This window comes from Streptomyces sp. NPDC042201, from assembly GCF_055582185.1.
In genome coordinates this window covers 891,231-908,409 of the sequence record NZ_JBVJDS010000001.1, presented here as the reverse complement: position 1 = coordinate 908,409, position 17,179 = coordinate 891,231, and the positions used below count along the sequence as shown (strand labels likewise).

Below are 17,179 nucleotides of genomic sequence, written 5' to 3'. Positions count from 1 at the left end.
TCTATCAGACTCTTTCGTGTCCGATTCCCCGTCGGAGCGGGGTTGCCTTCCGGTTCTTCGCTTTCGCGTTTCCCTTTCCGGCGATTCCGACTCTACCAGATCCTTTCGGGCCTGATTCCCAGTCAGAGTGGGCTGTCGTCCCAGCCCTTCGGCCGTTCCGACGAGTGAGACTTTAGCGGAATCCTCGGCCCTGACGCTAATCGGGGCCGCGTCCCTTCGAACGCGGATTCCTCATTCGCAAAGACACACGCAAAACAATGCGACCAGCAGTCGCTCGCTTGTAGTGGGTCTTGCGGAATGACTGTCCGGGGACCGGCCGGGGCCGGTGCTCACGTCGGACAGCTCGGAGAACATTACGGATCCGTGTTTGGCGTGTCAACTCGGTGGTTCGGCCGCTACTCTGAGGCCCATGACAACGCATGCGTGCATCCTTCAGTGGTGGGCCGCCTGACGGCGGCCGCCACATACGTATGCACTCAACGGCCGCCGCTTCGGCGGCCGTTCGTGTTTCTCCCCTCGGGAGCCGGCCGCTGGAAGCGGCGGCTCCGATCAGGAGGGTGAGTAGAGATGACACGGATCTTCAGTGGGATCAAGCCGACCGGGCATCTGACGCTGGGCAACTACCTCGGGGCTGTTAGGAGGTGGGCCGAGGTCGATCAGCACCGGGCCGACGCCCTGTTCAGCGTGGTGGATCTGCATGCCCTGACCGTCGAACACGATCCGGCTCGCGTGCGCAGACTCAGTCGGCAGGCCGCCACGCTGATGCTGGCGGCCGGACTCGACCCCGCTCTCTGCACCGTATTCGTACAGAGCCATGTGGATGAACATGCGCGGCTCTCGAATCTGCTGGAGTGCACGGCCACGGACGGGGAACTGCGGCGCATGATCCAGTACAAGGAGAAGAGCGCGCGGGCCCAGCTGTCCGGCGAGAGCGTGCGGTTCTCGCTGCTGTCGTATCCGGTGCTGATGGCCGCGGACATCCTGGCGTACCGCACCGACGAGGTACCGGTCGGCGACGATCAGACGCAGCATGTGGAGCTGACCAGGGATCTCGCGGTGCGGTTCAACCAACGCTACGGGCGCACGTTCACCGTGCCCAAGGCCACCCGGCCGCCGGTGGCCGCACGGGTCATGGATCTTCAGGACCCGACGTCGAAGATGGGGAAGTCGCACGAGGCCGGCGCCGGGATCGTGTATCTGCTGGACGACGCCGATGTGGTGCGGAAAAAGATCATGCGGGCGGTCACCGACAGCGGGCGGGAGGTCGAGTACGACCGCGAGGCGAAGCCGGGGGTGGCGAATCTGCTGGAGATTCTCGCGGCGTGCGGGAACGGGAACCCGGACGAGCTGGCCGGTGTATATGAGTCGTACGGCGCGCTGAAACGGGACACCGCGGAGGCTGTGGTCGAGCTGCTGCGGCCCTTGCGGGAGCGGCATGCGGCGTTGGCCGCGGATCCGAATTATGTGGACGGAGTACTGAAGGAGGGAGCGGAGCGGGCCAGGGGGATGGCCCGGCCGGTGGTCGACGCGGCCTATCGGGCCGTGGGACTGCTGCCGGCCGGCTGAGCCGCCGGGGCGAAGGCAGCGCGGCGGGTGCTCGGGTTTCCGGCAGCGGCTCCGGGGTCAGCCGTTGCCGGAGGCGAGGGCGCGGCTGCGGTCGCGGGCCGCTTCGATGGCGGCGATGAGGGCGGCCCGTACGCCGTGGTTCTCCAGTTCCCGGATGGCGCTGATGGTGGTGCCGGCCGGGGACGTCACGGCCTCGCGGAGTTTCACCGGGTGTTCGCCGCTGTCGCGCAGCATGACGGCGGCGCCGATGGCGGCCTGGACGATCAGGTCGGCTGCCTGGGCTCGGGGCAGGCCGAGGAGGATGCCGGCGTCGGTCATCGCCTCGACGAGGTAGTAGAAGTACGCCGGGCCCGAGCCGGAGAGCGCGGTGGCCGCGTCCTGCTGGGATTCGGGGACGCGGAGGGTCTTGCCGACGCCGCCGAAGATCTCGTCGGCGTGGGCCAGATGGACAGCGAGGGCATGGCTGCCGGCCGAGATGACGGACATGCCCTCATCGACCAGGACGGGGGTGTTGGGCATGACGCGTACGACCGGGGTGCCGACGGCGAGGCGTTCCTCTATGAAGGCGGTGGTGATACCGGCGGCCGCGCTGATGATCAGGCGGTCCGGGGTGATGTGGGGGTGGAGCTCGTCGAGCAGCTTGCCCATGTCCTGCGGCTTGACGGCGAGGATGAGGATATCGGCGCGCTTGGCGGCGTCGGCGTTGGTGACGGTCTCGACGCCGTAGCGGTTGCGGAGCTCCTCGGCGCGGTCTTCGCGGCGGGTGGTGACCAGCAGGTCGGCGGGGCGCCAGCCGGCCCGGATCATGCCGCTGAGCAGGGCCTCGCCGATCTTGCCGGTGCCGAGGACTGCGACTGTCAGGGTCATTCGGGGTCACCTCGCCGGTGGGTGGTGCAGTTGTCGTCCGTAACCATCCTCGCACCGGGGGCGGGCGGTGGGCCTGAGGTGTCCGAGGGGCGGGATCCCTGGCCAGAGGTTCAGGCCGTACGGCGGCGGAGGGTCGCCGCGCCCAGGGCGAGGACGAGGACGGCGCAGCCGGCGACGACCAGCGTGTCGCGGATGAAGTCGCCGGTGATGTCCGGGTGGCGCAGGACCTCGTTCATGCCGTCGACGGCGTAGGACATGGGCAGGGCGTTGGAGATCGCCTCCAGGACGGGCTGCATGGTCGGGCGCGGGGCGAACAGTCCGCAGAGGAGGAGCTGGGGGAAGATCACCGCCGGCATGAACTGGACCGCCTGGAACTCGGACGCGGCGAAGGCCGAGACGAAGAGGCCGAGGGCCGTGCCGAGCAGGGCGTCGAGGAGCGCGACCAGCAGGAGCAGCCAGGGCGATCCGACGACATCCAGGCCGAGGGTCCAGACCGCGAGGCCCGTGGCGAGGGCGGATTGGACGATGGCGAGCACGCCGAACGCCAGCGCGTAGCCGACGATCAGGTCGGCCTTGCCCAGGGGCATGGCGAGCAGGCGTTCCAGGGTGCCGGAGGTGCGTTCGCGCAGGGTGGCGATCGAGGTGACCAGGAACATCGTGATCAGCGGAAAGATGCCGAGGAGGGAGGCGCCGATGTTGTCGAAGGTGCGTGCGCTGCCGTCGAAGACGTAGCGGAGGAGGACGAGCATCACGCACGGGACCAGGATCATCAGGGCGATGGAGCGCGGGTCGTGGCGCAGTTGGCGGAGCACGCGGGCGGCGGTGGCCAGGGTCCTGGCGGCGGAGACGGGGGCCGTGGTGGTCATCGGGCGCTCTCCTGGAGTGCGTTGGCCTCGTCGACCAGGTGGAGGAAGGCCGCCTCGACGGTTTCCGAGTGGGTACGGCTGCGGAGCGCGTCCGGGGTGTCGTCGGCGAGGATCTCGCCTTCGCGCATGAGGAGCAGCCGGTGGCAGCGCTCGGCCTCGTCCATGACATGGGAGGAGACGAGGATCGTCGCGGCGCGTTCGGCGGCGATGCGGTGGAAGAGGTTCCACAGGTCGCGGCGCAGGACGGGGTCGAGGCCGACGGTCGGCTCGTCGAGGACGAGGAGTTCGGGGGTGCCGAGCAGGGCGACGGCGAGGGAGACGCGGCCCCGCTGGCCGCCGGAGAGTCTGCCCGCGAGCGAGTCGGCGTGGGAGGTGAGGTCGACATCGGTGATGGCGCGGTCGACCGCTTCCCGGCGGGCGGCGCGGCGGGACCGGCCCGGGTCGAGCACGGCGGCGAAGTAGTCGAGGTTCTGCCGGACGGTCAGGTCGTCGTAGACGGAGGGCGCCTGGGTGACATAGCCGATGCGGGCGCGCAGCGCGGCGTGGCCGGCGGGCCGGCCGAGGACGTCGAGGGTGCCGGTGACCTTGGCCTGGGTGCCGACGACGGCGCGCATCAGGGTCGACTTGCCGCAGCCCGAGGGGCCGAGGAGGCCGGTGATCCGGCCGGGCGGTACGGCGAAGTCGAGGCCGCGCAGGACGGTGCGGTCACCTCGCAGGACGGTGAGGCCGTGGGCACGGATGGCGGCCCCGGAGTAATTCATCATGTGATGAATAATGTGTGGCCGCCGATGGCTCCGTCAAGGGGTGGACGGGCCGGGGGCGCGCGGTGTCACCGTCAGCTCGACGACGTACGGCTCCTCGACGATCCCGTCGGGGAAGAGGGAGAGCAGTTCGGTACGTTCCCGCGCGAGAACGGCGGCGGTGGCCTGTTCATCCAGCGCCCGGAAGACGGAGTGGCTGCCGAGATTGGCGAGGTGGGTGTCGAGGGTGACGCGCCGGGTCCAGGGCACGCGGCGCTCCACGCGGACCAGTTCCTCCGGCAGTTTGCGGCCGCGGCCGGTGGCGCTGTGGGCACCGCCGGCGAGTTGGCCGCGGAGGCGCTCGTCCTGGGCGGCGACCCAGGGGACGCCGGCATCGGAGACGTTCCACCAGAGGGCGAGCGCGCCGCCGGGCCTGAGCACGCGCAGGGCCTCGGGGACGGAGCGGGCCGGGTCGGTCCAGTGCCAGGCCTGGGCGTAGGTGACGAGGTCGGCGCAGCGGTCCGCCAGCGGCAGGGCGTCGCCGAGGCCCCGGACCAGCGGGATGCCGGGAAGGGAGCGGCGCAGCCGGGCCGCCATGCCGGGGCCCGGCTCCACGGCGGTGACCCGGGCGCCGCGCTCGCGCAGCAGGCGGGTGGCGATTCCGGTGCCGGCGCCGACGTCGATGACCCGGGAGCCCTTGAGGGGGCGGCCGGTCAGTTCCTCGATGGCGTCGAAGAGGGCGGGCGGGTAGCCGGGGCGGGCCGTGTCGTACTGGTCGGCGACGGCATCGAAGGAGAGGGCGCGACGGGTCATGCGTCTCATCCTGACGGCAGAGGCCCGTTCGGGGCCCTCGCCGTCCGGGGTCGCCCCGGACAGGACCTGGGCGGCTGCCGTCCTACCGGCGCTTGGTCTTGTTGCCCTTGCTGCCACGGCGGGCGGCAGGGTTGCCGGCGCGGGCGCTGCGGCGGCGCTCGTACTGGGTGACGGCCGTCTCGTACTCGCCCCGGCGCAGCCCCTCCCCCGGGGCCTCGACGAGAGAGCGCAGGAAGTAGGCGATCAGCGAGCCGATGAAGCCGATCATCTTGACGGTGCGCAGTGACTCCTCGCGGCCGGGATCGGCCGGGCGGCGGATGAAGCCGCTCCAGGTGCTGCGGAACGCCATGGCACCGCAGACCGCGAACATCACGACGATCAGCCCGCCGACGAAGGAGCCCACGTCCGCGATCTCCACGCCCTGATAGGCGAAACGGAGCAGGAAGCAACTGGCGAAGGCCGTGGCGAGCGAGCCGACGGCGACCGCGACACGCCGCAGTCCGTAACCCCCGTCATGACTGACCCAGGTCGTACCGAAGAACCGGATGGCTTCGGGCTCCGGCCCACCGCGACCACGACCGCTGTCAGCGGTGGCCGTGGTCGCGGCGGAGTGCTCATCGTGTTCAAGGTGCTCGGGGTGCTCGCTCACAGGGTCGATTATCCCCCTGCGCGTACGAGCCTCCCGTGAGGCCCTGTTCGGCGTACGGAGCCGGGTCAGCCGCAGCGTACGGCGACGTACCCGTCACTGCCCGTCTGGACGTACGAGTCCGAGATGAACTGTCCGTTGGCGATGTTGTCCCAGATGTTGGATGTCCCGTAAGGACCGGAGACCGACTCCCCCGGCTTCTGACAGTTGATCGGCACGCTGGCCCCGTACGGGAGCACCCTGACGACCTGGTAGTTCGTACCCGGACCGCTGCGGACGTTCACCCGGTAGCCCGGAGCGACCGGGTACCGCTTGGCCGCCAGCATCTCGACAGCGGCCCCCTCCACGACATCCCCCGCGGTGCTCTCAACCTCTTCGATCGACATTCGGTCCTCCCCCATTGAAGGTGCGCACTCTGCGCCGCGCAGGCTAGCAAGCCATGGCTGGATCGCACGCATCATCGACTAGGCTCCGTGCGGCGCGCTCGCGCACGAAGACACGGGGGTGGGCAATGCCACCACTGCGCAATACCGGGCCGGCCCCGGAAGCCGAGCGTCCGGATTACGCCGGTCGTTATCTACTCGAATCAGACCTGGGCTCTGGCGGAATGGGTGTGGTCCATCTGGCCACGTCCGCTTCGGGGTTGCGTCTTGCCGTCAAGGTCATCCATGCCAACCACGCCTCGGATCCGGAGTTCAGGGCCCGGTTCCGGCAGGAGATCGCGGCCGCCCGCCGGGTGAGCGGGGCCTTCACCGCGCCCGTCGTGGATGCCGACCCCGAAGCTGACCGGCCGTGGATGGCCACGCTGTTCATCGACGGTCCCACCCTGTCCGAGCGGGTGAAGCGGAACGGTCCGCTGGGAACCGATGAGTTGATCCAGCTGGGCGCGGGACTGGCCGAGGGGCTTCGGGACATTCACCGGGCCGGGGTGGTGCACCGCGATCTCAAGCCGAGCAATGTCCTGTTGGCGGCGGACGGCCCCAAAGTCATCGACTTCGGCATCTCGCGTCCCACCGACAGCGATCTGCGGACGGAGACGGGCAAGCTGATCGGCACACCGCCGTTCATGGCCCCGGAGCAATTCCAGCGGCCGCGCGAAGTCGGCCCCGCCGCCGATGTGTTCGCCATGGGCGCGGTGCTGGTCCACGCGGCGACCGGGCGCGGTCCCTTCGACTCGGACAGCCCGTACATCGTCGCGTACCAAGTCGTGCACAACGAGCCGGAATTGGCCGGGGTGCCCGAGAAGCTCCTCCCCCTGATCACACGTTGCCTGGCGAAGGAGCCGGCCGACCGCCCGACGACGGACGAGCTGATGACCGCGCTGCGCCCGTCGCCGCACGGCGCGAGGTCCCTCGTACCGGCGCAGCGGAAGCCGCCCCGCGCGGCGGCCGGGGATCCGACGCCCACCACCCACCCCCGGGCGGCACGGCTTCACGACGACCCACCGCAGGCCGTACGGCCCGGGGCCGCCCCGGACCGGCCGGCCCGGCCCCGGACCGGCCGTCGCCGGCAGGTCCGCCGGGCGGCGATCGGCGTGGCGCTGGCGGCCCTGGCCGTGGCCGGATTCGTCGCGATGCGTGCCACGGGGGACGACGGCAGCCCCGGTACCGCGGCCACGAAGGCCGGCTCGGGCAGTGAGGACGAAACGTTCCACCCGTGGCACACCCAGCTGCGCGGCCGTAAGAGCGCGGGCGGGCCGCCCGCCTGTTCGGCCGGCGGTTCGGCCGTCTTCTGCAGTGCCCCGGGGGTGGGAACGGCCCGTCTCGACCCGGCCGACGGCGGCATCGACTGGACCACGAAGGGCGCGAGTGCCTCGAAAACCGTCGAAGAGGGCGCGGCGCCCGTCCCTTCCGGCGGACTGCTGCACGTCGTCGTACCGGGAGAGCGGCTGGAAGCCCTCGACCCGGTGTCGGGTGACCGCCGCTGGGAGGTCGACATCTCGCCGTACGCCTCCGTCCGCCATGCCGGCGACTCGGTGCTGCTCGTGACCGAGCAGGGGCGGGTGCGATCCGTGGACGGTGCGACAGGGGCGGAGCGCTGGACACGGCAGGAGAGCGGGACCGGATCGCAGTGGGTGGCCGCGAGCGGCGAGGACGGCCCGCTGTTCGCCATTACCCCGTCGGAGGACGGCACGGCCACGGAGGTGACCGGGATCGACCCCGGAACCGGAGACCTCCTGTGGAAGAAGCGGGTGACCGGATGGCTGACCCCGGTGCAGGCCACCGACGACGCGCTGTTCCTGCTCTCCCGCAACAACCAGGACGCCATGGACGCTGTCGTACGGATCGATTCCGCGAGCCGGACCGTACGCCGCGTTCCGCTGGCCTTTCCGGTCGATCAGGCACAGGCCACCGTGGCCGGGGACACGGTCTACGTCCTCGGGTACGCCGGATCGCTGCTCGCGATCGACACCCGCGAAAGCGGCACCGCGCAACAGGCCGAGCGCTGGCGGCTGGAGACATCGGTGACCCGGACGTCGAGCCCCGTGGCCGTGGGGGGCCGGATCTACATGAGCGCGGCCGACGGGCGCCTGCTCGCCGTCGACAGTGAGCGCGGAGTGCTCCTGGGGCAGACGAAGCCCCGCATGGCCGAGAGGACCGACACGCTCGTCGCCACGCTGCCCGCCCCCGTCGTCGCCTCCGGCAAGGTCTTCGCCGGCGCGCCCGACGGGTCCGTCTTCGCCGTCGACAGCGAGGATCCCGCCCGCTGGTGACCCGCCGACAGCGCCGGCCCCGTGGTCCTGTTGAGGACCGCGGGGCCGGTGGCCGTACGGATACGGAGCAGCGGAGGCGTCAGCGCGGGCGGGAGGCGAAGGCGTCAGCCAGGCGGGAGGCGGAGACGTCAGCCCAGACGGGAGATGTCCCGCACCGCGCCCTTGTCCGCGCTCGTCGCCATCGCCGCGTAGGCGCGCAGCGCCACCGAGACCTTGCGTTCGCGGTCGGCGGGGGCGTACACCCCGTTCAGGGCCGCGCGACGGGTCGCCAGCTCCTCGTCGGACACGAGGAGTTCGATCGTACGGTCCGGGATGTCGATCCGGATCCGGTCGCCGTCGTGGACCAGCGCGATCGTGCCGCCCGAGGCCGCTTCCGGCGAGGCGTGGCCGATCGACAGGCCCGACGTACCGCCGGAGAAGCGGCCGTCGGTGATCAGGGCGCAGGACTTGCCGAGACCGCGGCCCTTCAAGTACGAGGTGGGGTAGAGCATCTCCTGCATGCCGGGGCCGCCGCGCGGGCCCTCGTAGCGGATGACGATGACATCGCCCTCGGCGATCTCCTTACGGAGGATCTTCTCCACGGCCTGTTCCTGCGATTCGCAGACGACGGCCGGGCCCTCGAAGGTCCAGATCGACTCGTCGACGCCGGCCGTCTTCACCACACAGCCGTCGAGGGCGAGGTTGCCCTTCAGCACCGCCAGGCCGCCGTCCTTGGAGTAGGCGTGGGCGACATCGCGGATGCAGCCGTTCGCGGCGTCCGTGTCGAGCGTCGCCCAGCGCTCGGACTGGGAGAAGGCCTCGGCGGAGCGGACGCAGCCGGGGGCCGCGTGCCACAGCTCGACGGCCTCGTCGGACGGTGAGCCGCCGCGCACGTCCCAGGTTTCCAGCCAGGACTTGATGCTCGGTGAGTGGACGGTGTGCACGTCCTCGTTGAGCATCCCGCCGCGGTACAGCTCGCCCAGGATGGCGGGGATGCCGCCGGCCCGGTGGATGTCCTCCATGTAGTACGTGCCGCCGGGGGCGACGTTCGGCGCGACCTTGGCCAGGCAGGGGACACGGCGGGAGACGGCGTCGATGTCGCCGAGGCCGTAGTCCAGCTCGGCTTCCTGGGCGGCGGCCAGCAGATGCAGGATCGTGTTGGTGGAGCCGCCCATGGCGATGTCGAGCGCCATCGCGTTGTCGAAGGACGCGCGGGTGGCGATATTGCGCGGCAGGACACTCTCGTCGTCCTGCTCGTAGTGGCGCTTGGTGATCTCGACGACCGTGCGGCCCGCGTTCTCGTACAGGGCCCTACGGGCGGTGTGCGTGGCCAGCACCGAGCCGTTGCCGGGCAAGGAGAGGCCGATGGCCTCGGTCAGGCAGTTCATCGAGTTGGCCGTGAACATGCCGGAACAGGAGCCGCAGGTCGGGCAGGCGTTCTCCTCGATACGGAGGATGTCCTCGTCCGAGACGCTCTCGTTGACCGCGTCCGAGATCGCGTTGATCAGGTCGAGCTTGCGGACCGTGCCGTCCACCAGCGTCGCCTTGCCGGCCTCCATCGGGCCGCCGGAGACGAAGACCGTGGGGATGTTGAGGCGCAGGGCGGCCATCAGCATGCCAGGGGTGATCTTGTCGCAGTTGGAGATGCAGATCAGCGCGTCCGCGCAGTGCGCCTCGACCATGTACTCGACGGAGTCGGCGATCAGATCGCGGGACGGCAGGGAGTACAGCATTCCGCCGTGGCCCATCGCGATGCCGTCGTCGACGGCGATGGTGTTGAACTCGCGCGGCACGGCGCCCGCGGCCTTGATCGCTTCGGAGACGATCCGGCCGACCGGCGCGAGGTGGGTGTGCCCGGGCACGAACTCGGTGAAGGAGTTGGCCACCGCGATGATCGGCTTGCCGATGTCCTCACTCGCTACGCCCGATGCCCGCATCAGGGCGCGCGCGCCCGCCATATTGCGGCCGTGGGTGACAGTGCGGGACCTCAGCTCGGGCATCGTCGCTCGCTCCTTCAGCAGAAAATGACTGTCTACGAGCGTACGCCCGCACTCCAAGATCTGGACACAACGTCCGGCATACGGGACTGTCGTTCAGCTTTCGGTCAGGTAGCGCTGGAGCGTCGGCGCCACCATCGCGACGATCTCCTCGGTGTCCACGGAGGCCAGCGGTTCCGCCTTGATCACATACCGGAGGAACGCGATCCCGAGCATGTGGGACGCGGCCAGCTCGGCGCGGAACGTCGGATCCGGTACGTCGAGCTCCTCCGCGATCCGCTCCAGCAGCCGGCGCAGCACGAACGTACGCAGCACCGTGGCCGCCGCCTCGTGCGTCAGCGCGGAACGGATGACGGCCAGCAGCGGGGCCCGGGTCACCGGGTTCTCCCAGACGCCGATGAAGTAGCGGGCGAGCCGCTCGCCGATGCCGTCGGGACCGCCGGCCAGCAGCGCGGGCACCACCAGGGCCGGTTCGAAGGAGACCTCGATGGCGGCCGCGAAGACCTCGTCCTTCGTACCGAAGTAGTGGTGGACGAGCGCCGGGTCCACGCCGGCGGCCTTGGCGATGCCCCGGACGGACGTCTTGTCGTAGCCGCGCTCGGCGAATTCCGTACGGGCCTCCCGCAGGATCTTCTCCCGGGCGCCGGGGCCCGTGTCCGCGTCCTTGCGGGCGGGGCGGCCGCGGCGGCGCGGAGCCGTACCGGTCATGACGGACGCGCTCCCGACGAGCCGGAGGAACCGGACGCGCCGGTCGCTCCAGGGGCTCCTGAGGTACGGCGCGCGCTCCCCGTACGGCCCACGGAGGACGTACGGGGCGCCCGCGCGGCGGACGGGGGCGCGGGCGGCGCGGAGGCCAGATGCAGCCGTGCGAAGGCCAGCGCCTCCGCCAGATCGGCTTCGCGCTCGGCCGCGGACATCGCGCGCCGGGTGTTGACCTCGATCACGACATGGCCCTCGAACCCGCCGCCGGCCAGCCGTTCCAGCAGCTCGGCGCACGGCTGCGTGCCCCGTCCCGGCACGAGGTGCTCGTCCTTCGCCGATCCCCTGCCGTCCGCGAGATGGACATGCCCCAGCCGGTCGCCCATCCGGTCGATCATGGCCATGGCGTCGGTGCGGGCGGTCGCGGTGTGCGAGAGATCGACGGTGAAGTGCCGGTAGTCGTCCTTGGTGACGTCCCAGTCGGGTGCGTACGCGAGCATCTCGCGGTCCCGGTAGCGCCACGGGTACATGTTCTCGACGGCGAACCGTACGTCCGTCTCCCCCGCCATCCGCCAGATGCCGGTCACGAAATCGCGCGAGTACTGCCGCTGCCAGCGGAACGGCGGGTGCACGACCACGGTGGAGGCGCCGAGCCTCTCGGCGGCGGCCCGTGCCCGCTTGAGCTTCACCCACGGGTCGGTCGACCAGACCCGCTGGGTGATCAGCAGACAGGGCGCGTGGACGGCGAGTATCGGCACCTCGTGATAGTCGGAGAGCCGGCGCAGCGCCTCGATGTCCTGGCTGACGGGATCGGTCCAGACCATGACCTCGACGCCGTCGTACCCCAGGCGCGCGGCGATCTCGAAGGCCGTCGCCGTGGACTCCGGATAGACCGAAGCCGTCGAGAGAGCGACCTTCGCATCCGGGACGCGCACCACTGGTTCTGCCACGGAGACAGCGTACGGGCCGCGCCTACGTGGTCGGGAGCTGGTCGAGGCGGCGCAGGATGACGCCCTCGCGCAGCGCCCAGGGGCAGATCTCCAGCGTCTCGACCCCGAACAGGTCCATCGCCCCCTCCGCGACCAGCGCTCCTGCCAGCAGCTGGGAGGACCGGCCCTCGGAGACACCGGGGAGTCCGGCGCGCTGGAGCGCGTTCATCGCGGCCAGCTTGGGCACCCACTCCTCCAGTGACGTACGACTCAGTTCGCGCTGCACGTACAGGCCCTCGGCGGAGCGTGCGGCCCCGGCGAGCCGCGCCAGCTGTTTGAAGGTCTTGGAGGTCGCCACCACATGGTCCGGGCTGCCGAACCGGGCGAACTCGCCGACCGTACGGGCGATCTGCGCGCGCACATGGCGGCGCAGCGCCTTCACATCGACCGGGTCGGGCGGATCGCCGGGCAGCCAGCCGGCCGTGAGGCGGCCGGCTCCCAGGGGCAGGGACGAGGCGGCGTCCGGCGCCTCGTCGATTCCGTACGCGACCTCCAGCGAGCCGCCGCCGATGTCCAGGACCAGCAGTTTCCCGGCCGACCAGCCGAACCAGCGGCGGGCCGCGAGAAAGGTGAGCCGGGCCTCCTGCTCGCCGGTGAGGACTTCGAGATCGACCCCGGTCTCGCTCTTGACCCGCGCGAGGACCCGGTCGGCGTTGCTGGCTTCCCGTACGGCGGAGGTCGCGAACGGCAGCACGTCCTCGCAGCCCTTGTCCTCGGCGGCCTGGAGCGCGTCGGCGAGGGTCGCCACCAGCCGGTCGACACCGTCGGGTCCGATCGCGCCGTCCTCGTCGAGGAGCTCGGCGAGTCGCAGCTCCGCCTTGTACGAATACGCGGGCAGCGGACGGGCGCCGCGGTGGGCGTCGACCGCCAGCAGATGCACCGTGTTCGAACCGACGTCGAGGACTCCGAGTCTCATGAGCGGAACGCTACTGCGACCGCGCGCATACGCTGGACCCGTGCCAAAGACGAAAAAGGCGAAACCGGGCAAAGCCAAGGGCCCGAATGTGCAGGATCAGGGGCAGGAGGCTCGAACGGCCCCTGACACGGCGCAGGGCAAGGCCCCGCGCAGGACCAAGAGCGCTCCCCGGACGCGTGGCGTTCCTGACGAGAAGGGCCTGGACTTCGCCCGCGCGTGGGTCGAATTCCCCGACCCCGCCGACGACGAGCAGGTCTTCCGCTGCGATCTGACCTGGCTCACCTCGCGGTGGGCCTGCGTCTTCGGCAGCGGCTGCCAGGGCATCCAGGCGGGCCGCGCCGACGACGGGTGCTGCACGCTGGGCGCGCACTTCTCCGACAAGGACGACGAGAAACGGGTCGCCGGGCATGTCGCACGTCTCACCCCGGAGCTGTGGCAGTTCCACGAGGAGGGGACGGCCACGGGCTGGACGCAGACCGACGAGGACGGCGAGCGGCAGACGCGGCGCTGGGAGGGCTCCTGCATCTTCCAGAACCGCCCCGGCTTCGCGGCGGGCGCCGGCTGCTCGCTCCACATCCTGGCGCTGCGCGAGGGGCGCGAGCCGCTGGAGACGAAGCCGGACGTCTGCTGGCAGCTCCCGGTCAGGCGTACGTACGACTGGATCGAGCGGCCCGACGACACGCGCGTGCTCCAGGTGTCGATCGGGGAGTACGACCGGCGCGGCTGGGGGTCGGGGGGCCACGATCTGCACTGGTGGTGCACCTCGGCGACCTCGGCGCACGGCGCGGGCGACCCGGTGTACAAGACGTACCGGCCGGAGCTGACCGAGCTGATGGGCAAGGAGGGGTACGACCGGCTGGTCGAGCTGTGCGAACAGCGCATGGCGAGCGAGCTTCCGCTGGTGGCCCCGCATCCGGCGGACCCGGCCACGGCCTGACGCGCCGGCTGGACGGGTCATAGGTCATGTAGGGCCTAGTCCACGGGGGCCGGGTACGACGGCTCGGACGGCTCCGGCACGGAGGGATCCGGGTAGGACGGGTCCGGATCCGGGTCCTCCGGGTCCGGATCACCGGGGCCCGGGTCCGTGGGGCCGGGACCGCTCGGATCCGGCGGTCCCGGCTCGGTGGGTCCTGGTGAGCCGGGGTCCGAGGGGCCCGGTGGCGTCGGGCTGCCGGGGCCCGGGTGTCCGGGATGGCCGGAGTGTCCTGGGTGTCCCGGACGCGGTGGACGGTCCGGGGACGGCGGCCTGGAGCCGTAGCCGTCGATCTTCACCATCGATCCCGAGGGATACAGCGCGATCCGCGCGCTCCAGGGCCCGGCCGGCTCGTACCGCTGGTCGACGAAGACGCGGATCGTGATCGACTCGCCGGGTTCGAGCGTGCCGTCAGCGCTGCTCAGCAGCAGCCAGCGGGCGCCGGTCCTGGCGGACCAGGAGACCGGCGCTCCGCCGGAGGCCCTGAGCGTGATCATCGTCGTGTCACCGGCGGACCGGGCCTCGACCGTGAGACGGCCGGCGGCCTGCTGCCCCGGGCGTGACGGCGGCGCGGGCGTGCTGTCGCTGATGACCTCGACCGAGACATCGGGCGTGCGGCCGCCCGCGGTGAAGCGGGCGCCGGGCCTGTACTGGGCATTGCCCGCGTTCTCGTAGTGGTCGTAGGGCCGCCCGTCGGCGCCGGGCGGTCCTTGGTCGCCCGCGCTGATCGAGGAGCCGTTGTGGCCCTCCCCGGTCAGCGGTGCGCCCCGGTACGCCGCCCAGAGGGCGAGCACGGGAGCGGCGACGACCGTCGCCACGACGGTCGTCGTCACGGCCCGCGCCCGCAGCCGCCGCCGGCGGGCCGCACGGTCCTTGGGGTCCACAGGGAAGCCGTTGCGGCCGAAGCGCGGGGCCGATCCCCGGGCGCGCGGGACCTGGGTCATCGCGGTGTACGCGGCGGCCCTCGGCGCCTCGACGAGCGGCAGGACGTCGAGCGAGGTGCGCGCGACGGACAGCGCGGGCGTGCCCGGCGAGGAGGGCGACCCCGGCCACGGACCGACCGCCCCCGCGCGCTCGGCGGCGCGGCGGCAGCGGGGGCAGTCGTCGACATGCCGGACCAGTTCACGCCGGAGCGCGGCCGAGAGCAGTACGTGGCTGTCGCCGGTGAGCCGGGCGACGGACGGGCAGTCGCCGGTCTCGACGACGGCGAGCGCGGCGCGGGTGCGATCCACCTCGCAGGCGGCGGAGGCGAGCAGTTCCCGGGCCGCGGGCAGCTCCATGGACAGCACGGCGGCGACCTCGCGCGGGCCGAGCTGATGGCGTACGGCCAGCTCCAGGATCTCGCGCTGTTCGGGTGTCGTACCGGCGGCCTCGGGCCAGGCCAGCGCGGCGAGTTCCCGCCGGTGGCGCTCGGCGGTCTCCGCCTCGGCGGCGGTCTCCGGCTCGGCAGCGGCCGCCGGTGCGGAGGCCGTGGCGGCCGCGGGGGTCGGCTCGCGGCGGCCCGAATGCGCCCCCTGCCGCTGCCGGCGCAGTTCGGTGAGCCTGCGCAGACACGCCCAGCGGGCGAGTGCGTACAGCCAGGCCTTCCGCTCCCCGGCGCCCGAGGGACAACGGCCGTACTGGCGCTCGGAGATGGCCAGGACCTCACCGAGCACCTCGGTCGCCGCGCCGTGGTCGCACAGCACGGAGAGGCAGTAGGTGAACAGGCCGTCCAGATAGGGCTCGTCACGCGCGGGCGTGCGCTGCGCCGCCGAACGGGGCGCACGGCGGGACGCGCGGTGTGCGCCGGTGGTGTGCGGGGAGGTTTCGGGACTGCTGCTGGTCACCCGGCGACGGTAGACAAGGCACCCCGCGCCCTTCACTCCCCTTGAGCACATTTACTTCTTACGGGTGAAGTTATCCCTCAAAAGGGGACACGAGCGTCCGATTTCCCGGCCGGAGCGACCGTCGCCGTGGTCGGGGCTGTCAGTGGACACCTATACGGTGACGCCATGGCTGCCCGTACGAAATCCGCCAAGGACAGGCCGTCCTACCGCTGCACCGAGTGCGGCTGGACGACCGCCAAGTGGCTCGGCCGCTGCCCCGAGTGCCAGGCATGGGGGACGGTCGAGGAGTACGGCGCCCCCGCGGTGCGGACCACCGCGGCCGGCCGGGTCTCCACCGCCGCGCTCCCCATCGGCCAGGTCGACGTCCGCACGGCCACCGCGCGCTCCACCGGGGTCGACGAGCTGGACCGCGTGCTCGGCGGCGGGCTCGTGCCCGGTGCCGTCGTGCTGATCGCGGGCGAGCCGGGCGTCGGCAAGTCCACGCTGCTGCTCGATGTCGCGGCGAAGGCGGCGAGCGACGAGCACCGCACGCTCTATGTGACGGGCGAGGAGTCCACCAGCCAGGTACGGCTGCGCGCCGACCGGATCAAGGCCATCAACGACCATCTCTATCTCGCCGCCGAGACGGACCTCTCCGCGGTCCTCGGCCATCTCGACGCGGTCAAGCCCTCGCTGCTCATCCTGGACTCCGTACAGACCGTGGCGTCGCCCGAGATCGACGGGGCGCCCGGCGGCATGGCCCAGGTCCGGGAGGTCGCGGGCGCGCTCATCCGGGTCTCCAAGGAGCGGGGCATGTCCACCCTGCTGGTGGGCCATGTCACCAAGGACGGCGCCATCGCGGGCCCCCGGCTGCTCGAACACCTGGTGGATGTCGTGCTGTCCTTCGAGGGCGACCGGCACGCCCGGCTGCGGCTCGTCCGGGGCATCAAGAACCGCTACGGAGCGACCGACGAGGTCGGCTGCTTCGAACTGCACGACGAGGGGATCACGGGGCTGACGGACCCGTCGGGGCTGTTCCTCACCCGCCGTGACGAGCCGGTGCCCGGCACCTGCCTCACCGTCACCCTCGAAGGCCGCCGCCCGCTCGTCGCCGAGGTGCAGGCGCTGACGGTCGACTCGCAGATCCCCTCACCCCGGCGCACCACCTCCGGTCTGGAGACCTCCCGGGTCTCGATGATGCTGGCCGTGCTGGAGCAGCGCGGCCGGATCAGCTCGCTCGGCAAGCGCGACATCTACAGCGCGACGGTCGGCGGCGTAAAGCTCTCCGAGCCCGCCGCGGATCTGGCCATCGCGCTCGCGCTGGCCTCCGCGGCCAGCGACACCCCGCTGCCGAAGAACCTGGTCGCGATCGGCGAAGTCGGGCTCGCGGGCGAGGTCAGACGGGTCACGGGCGTGCAGCGCAGGCTTGCCGAGGCGCACCGTCTCGGCTTCACCCAGGCCCTTGTCCCGACCGATCCGGGGAAGATCCCCGCCGGTATGAAGGTCACAGAAGTCGCCGATATGGGGGACGCGCTACGCGTGCTGCCACGGCGGGGTCGTGCGGACGCCCCACGGGAGGACAACGCACGCCGGTAGACTTTGCCCTGGTC

15 protein-coding genes are annotated in these 17,179 nt (G+C 71.4%); 4 read left to right on the top strand and 11 right to left on the bottom strand.

From position 1 onward, the window contains the following. Positions 1-567 precede the first annotated feature (567 nt). Positions 568-1,566: a tryptophan--tRNA ligase gene (trpS, locus tag ACZ6MZ_RS03945; RefSeq protein ID WP_469349608.1), complete on the top strand. Its 999-nt coding sequence runs from the start codon at positions 568-570 to the stop codon at positions 1,564-1,566. A 57-nt stretch (positions 1,567-1,623) separates the two neighbouring features. Here the strand turns inward: trpS and proC are convergent, their stop codons facing one another. From proC to ACZ6MZ_RS03915, 6 genes are all read right to left on the bottom strand, one after another. Next, complete coding sequence (proC, locus tag ACZ6MZ_RS03940; RefSeq protein ID WP_384179840.1) at positions 1,624-2,433, bottom strand: pyrroline-5-carboxylate reductase; 810 nt, start codon at positions 2,431-2,433, stop codon at positions 1,624-1,626. 110 nt (positions 2,434-2,543) lie between these two features. After that, positions 2,544-3,299: an ABC transporter permease gene (locus ACZ6MZ_RS03935; protein ID WP_389792426.1), complete on the bottom strand. Its 756-nt coding sequence runs from the start codon at positions 3,297-3,299 to the stop codon at positions 2,544-2,546. After that, a complete protein-coding gene (locus ACZ6MZ_RS03930) occupies positions 3,296-4,063 on the bottom strand; it encodes an ABC transporter ATP-binding protein (RefSeq protein ID WP_389792428.1) in 768 nt (255 codons plus the stop codon). Before ACZ6MZ_RS03930 ends, ACZ6MZ_RS03935 begins: the two co-directional genes overlap by 4 nt. A gap of 33 nt (positions 4,064-4,096) precedes the next feature. Further along, positions 4,097-4,861: a class I SAM-dependent methyltransferase gene (locus ACZ6MZ_RS03925; protein ID WP_469349606.1), complete on the bottom strand. Its 765-nt coding sequence runs from the start codon at positions 4,859-4,861 to the stop codon at positions 4,097-4,099. 73 nt (positions 4,862-4,934) lie between these two features. Further along, a complete protein-coding gene (locus ACZ6MZ_RS03920; RefSeq protein WP_389792432.1) occupies positions 4,935-5,501 on the bottom strand; it encodes a hypothetical protein in 567 nt (188 codons plus the stop codon). 65 nt (positions 5,502-5,566) lie between these two features. Then, positions 5,567-5,884 (bottom strand): peptidase, encoded by a 318-nt coding sequence (locus ACZ6MZ_RS03915; RefSeq protein ID WP_389792434.1) that lies wholly within the window; start codon positions 5,882-5,884, stop codon positions 5,567-5,569. A gap of 125 nt (positions 5,885-6,009) precedes the next feature. On the opposite strand from ACZ6MZ_RS03915, the gene ACZ6MZ_RS03910 reads away from it, so the two are divergent. Then, the gene (locus tag ACZ6MZ_RS03910; protein ID WP_469349605.1) at positions 6,010-8,211 is read left to right on the top strand and encodes a serine/threonine-protein kinase; all 2,202 of its coding nucleotides are present in this window, start codon (positions 6,010-6,012) and stop codon (positions 8,209-8,211) included. A gap of 128 nt (positions 8,212-8,339) precedes the next feature. Here the strand turns inward: ACZ6MZ_RS03910 and ilvD are convergent, their stop codons facing one another. The 4 genes from ilvD to ACZ6MZ_RS03890 all read right to left on the bottom strand — a co-directional run bounded on the left by ilvD (position 8,340) and on the right by ACZ6MZ_RS03890 (position 12,791). After that, positions 8,340-10,190, bottom strand: coding sequence for a dihydroxy-acid dehydratase (gene ilvD / locus ACZ6MZ_RS03905; protein ID WP_469349603.1), 1,851 nt, complete (start codon positions 10,188-10,190; stop codon positions 8,340-8,342). Between the two features lie 93 nt (positions 10,191-10,283). After that, complete coding sequence (locus ACZ6MZ_RS03900; RefSeq protein ID WP_389792440.1) at positions 10,284-10,895, bottom strand: TetR/AcrR family transcriptional regulator; 612 nt, start codon at positions 10,893-10,895, stop codon at positions 10,284-10,286. Then, positions 10,892-11,836 carry a sugar phosphate isomerase/epimerase family protein gene (locus ACZ6MZ_RS03895; protein WP_389792442.1) on the bottom strand — a complete coding sequence of 315 codons (945 nt, stop codon included), beginning with the start codon at positions 11,834-11,836 and terminating at the stop codon, positions 10,892-10,894. The genes ACZ6MZ_RS03900 and ACZ6MZ_RS03895 overlap by 4 nt, the downstream gene beginning before the upstream one ends. 22 nt (positions 11,837-11,858) lie before the next feature. After that, positions 11,859-12,791: a Ppx/GppA family phosphatase gene (locus ACZ6MZ_RS03890; protein ID WP_469349602.1), complete on the bottom strand. Its 933-nt coding sequence runs from the start codon at positions 12,789-12,791 to the stop codon at positions 11,859-11,861. Between the two features lie 40 nt (positions 12,792-12,831). Here ACZ6MZ_RS03890 and ACZ6MZ_RS03885 point away from each other — a divergent pair, with 40 nt between their 5' ends. Next, positions 12,832-13,728 carry a DUF3109 family protein gene (locus ACZ6MZ_RS03885; RefSeq protein ID WP_469349601.1) on the top strand — a complete coding sequence of 299 codons (897 nt, stop codon included), beginning with the start codon at positions 12,832-12,834 and terminating at the stop codon, positions 13,726-13,728. A 35-nt stretch (positions 13,729-13,763) separates the two neighbouring features. On the opposite strand, the gene ACZ6MZ_RS03880 is transcribed toward ACZ6MZ_RS03885, so the two are convergent. Further along, the gene (locus ACZ6MZ_RS03880) at positions 13,764-15,590 is read right to left on the bottom strand and encodes a BACON domain-containing protein (RefSeq protein WP_469349600.1); all 1,827 of its coding nucleotides are present in this window, start codon (positions 15,588-15,590) and stop codon (positions 13,764-13,766) included. Positions 15,591-15,755: 165 nt separating this feature from the next. On the opposite strand from ACZ6MZ_RS03880, the gene radA reads away from it, so the two are divergent. Continuing rightward, entirely contained in the window at positions 15,756-17,165 is a 1,410-nt protein-coding gene (gene radA / locus ACZ6MZ_RS03875) for a DNA repair protein RadA (RefSeq protein ID WP_384179817.1), read from the top strand. Positions 17,166-17,179: the final 14 nt, after the last annotated feature.

Coding starts and splice junctions, on each gene's coding strand:
- trpS (WP_469349608.1), top strand. CDS start 568: ATGACACGGATCTTCAGTGGGATCAAGCCGACCGGGCATCTGACGCTG.
- proC (WP_384179840.1), bottom strand. CDS start 2,433: ATGACCCTGACAGTCGCAGTCCTCGGCACCGGCAAGATCGGCGAGGCC.
- ACZ6MZ_RS03935 (WP_389792426.1), bottom strand. CDS start 3,299: ATGACCACCACGGCCCCCGTCTCCGCCGCCAGGACCCTGGCCACCGCC.
- ACZ6MZ_RS03930 (WP_389792428.1), bottom strand. CDS start 4,063: ATGATGAATTACTCCGGGGCCGCCATCCGTGCCCACGGCCTCACCGTC.
- ACZ6MZ_RS03925 (WP_469349606.1), bottom strand. CDS start 4,861: ATGAGACGCATGACCCGTCGCGCCCTCTCCTTCGATGCCGTCGCCGAC.
- ACZ6MZ_RS03915 (WP_389792434.1), bottom strand. CDS start 5,884: ATGTCGATCGAAGAGGTTGAGAGCACCGCGGGGGATGTCGTGGAGGGG.
- ACZ6MZ_RS03910 (WP_469349605.1), top strand. CDS start 6,010: ATGCCACCACTGCGCAATACCGGGCCGGCCCCGGAAGCCGAGCGTCCG.
- ilvD (WP_469349603.1), bottom strand. CDS start 10,190: ATGCCCGAGCTGAGGTCCCGCACTGTCACCCACGGCCGCAATATGGCG.
- ACZ6MZ_RS03900 (WP_389792440.1), bottom strand. CDS start 10,895: ATGACCGGTACGGCTCCGCGCCGCCGCGGCCGCCCCGCCCGCAAGGAC.
- ACZ6MZ_RS03890 (WP_469349602.1), bottom strand. CDS start 12,791: ATGAGACTCGGAGTCCTCGACGTCGGTTCGAACACGGTGCATCTGCTG.
- radA (WP_384179817.1), top strand. CDS start 15,756: ATGGCTGCCCGTACGAAATCCGCCAAGGACAGGCCGTCCTACCGCTGC.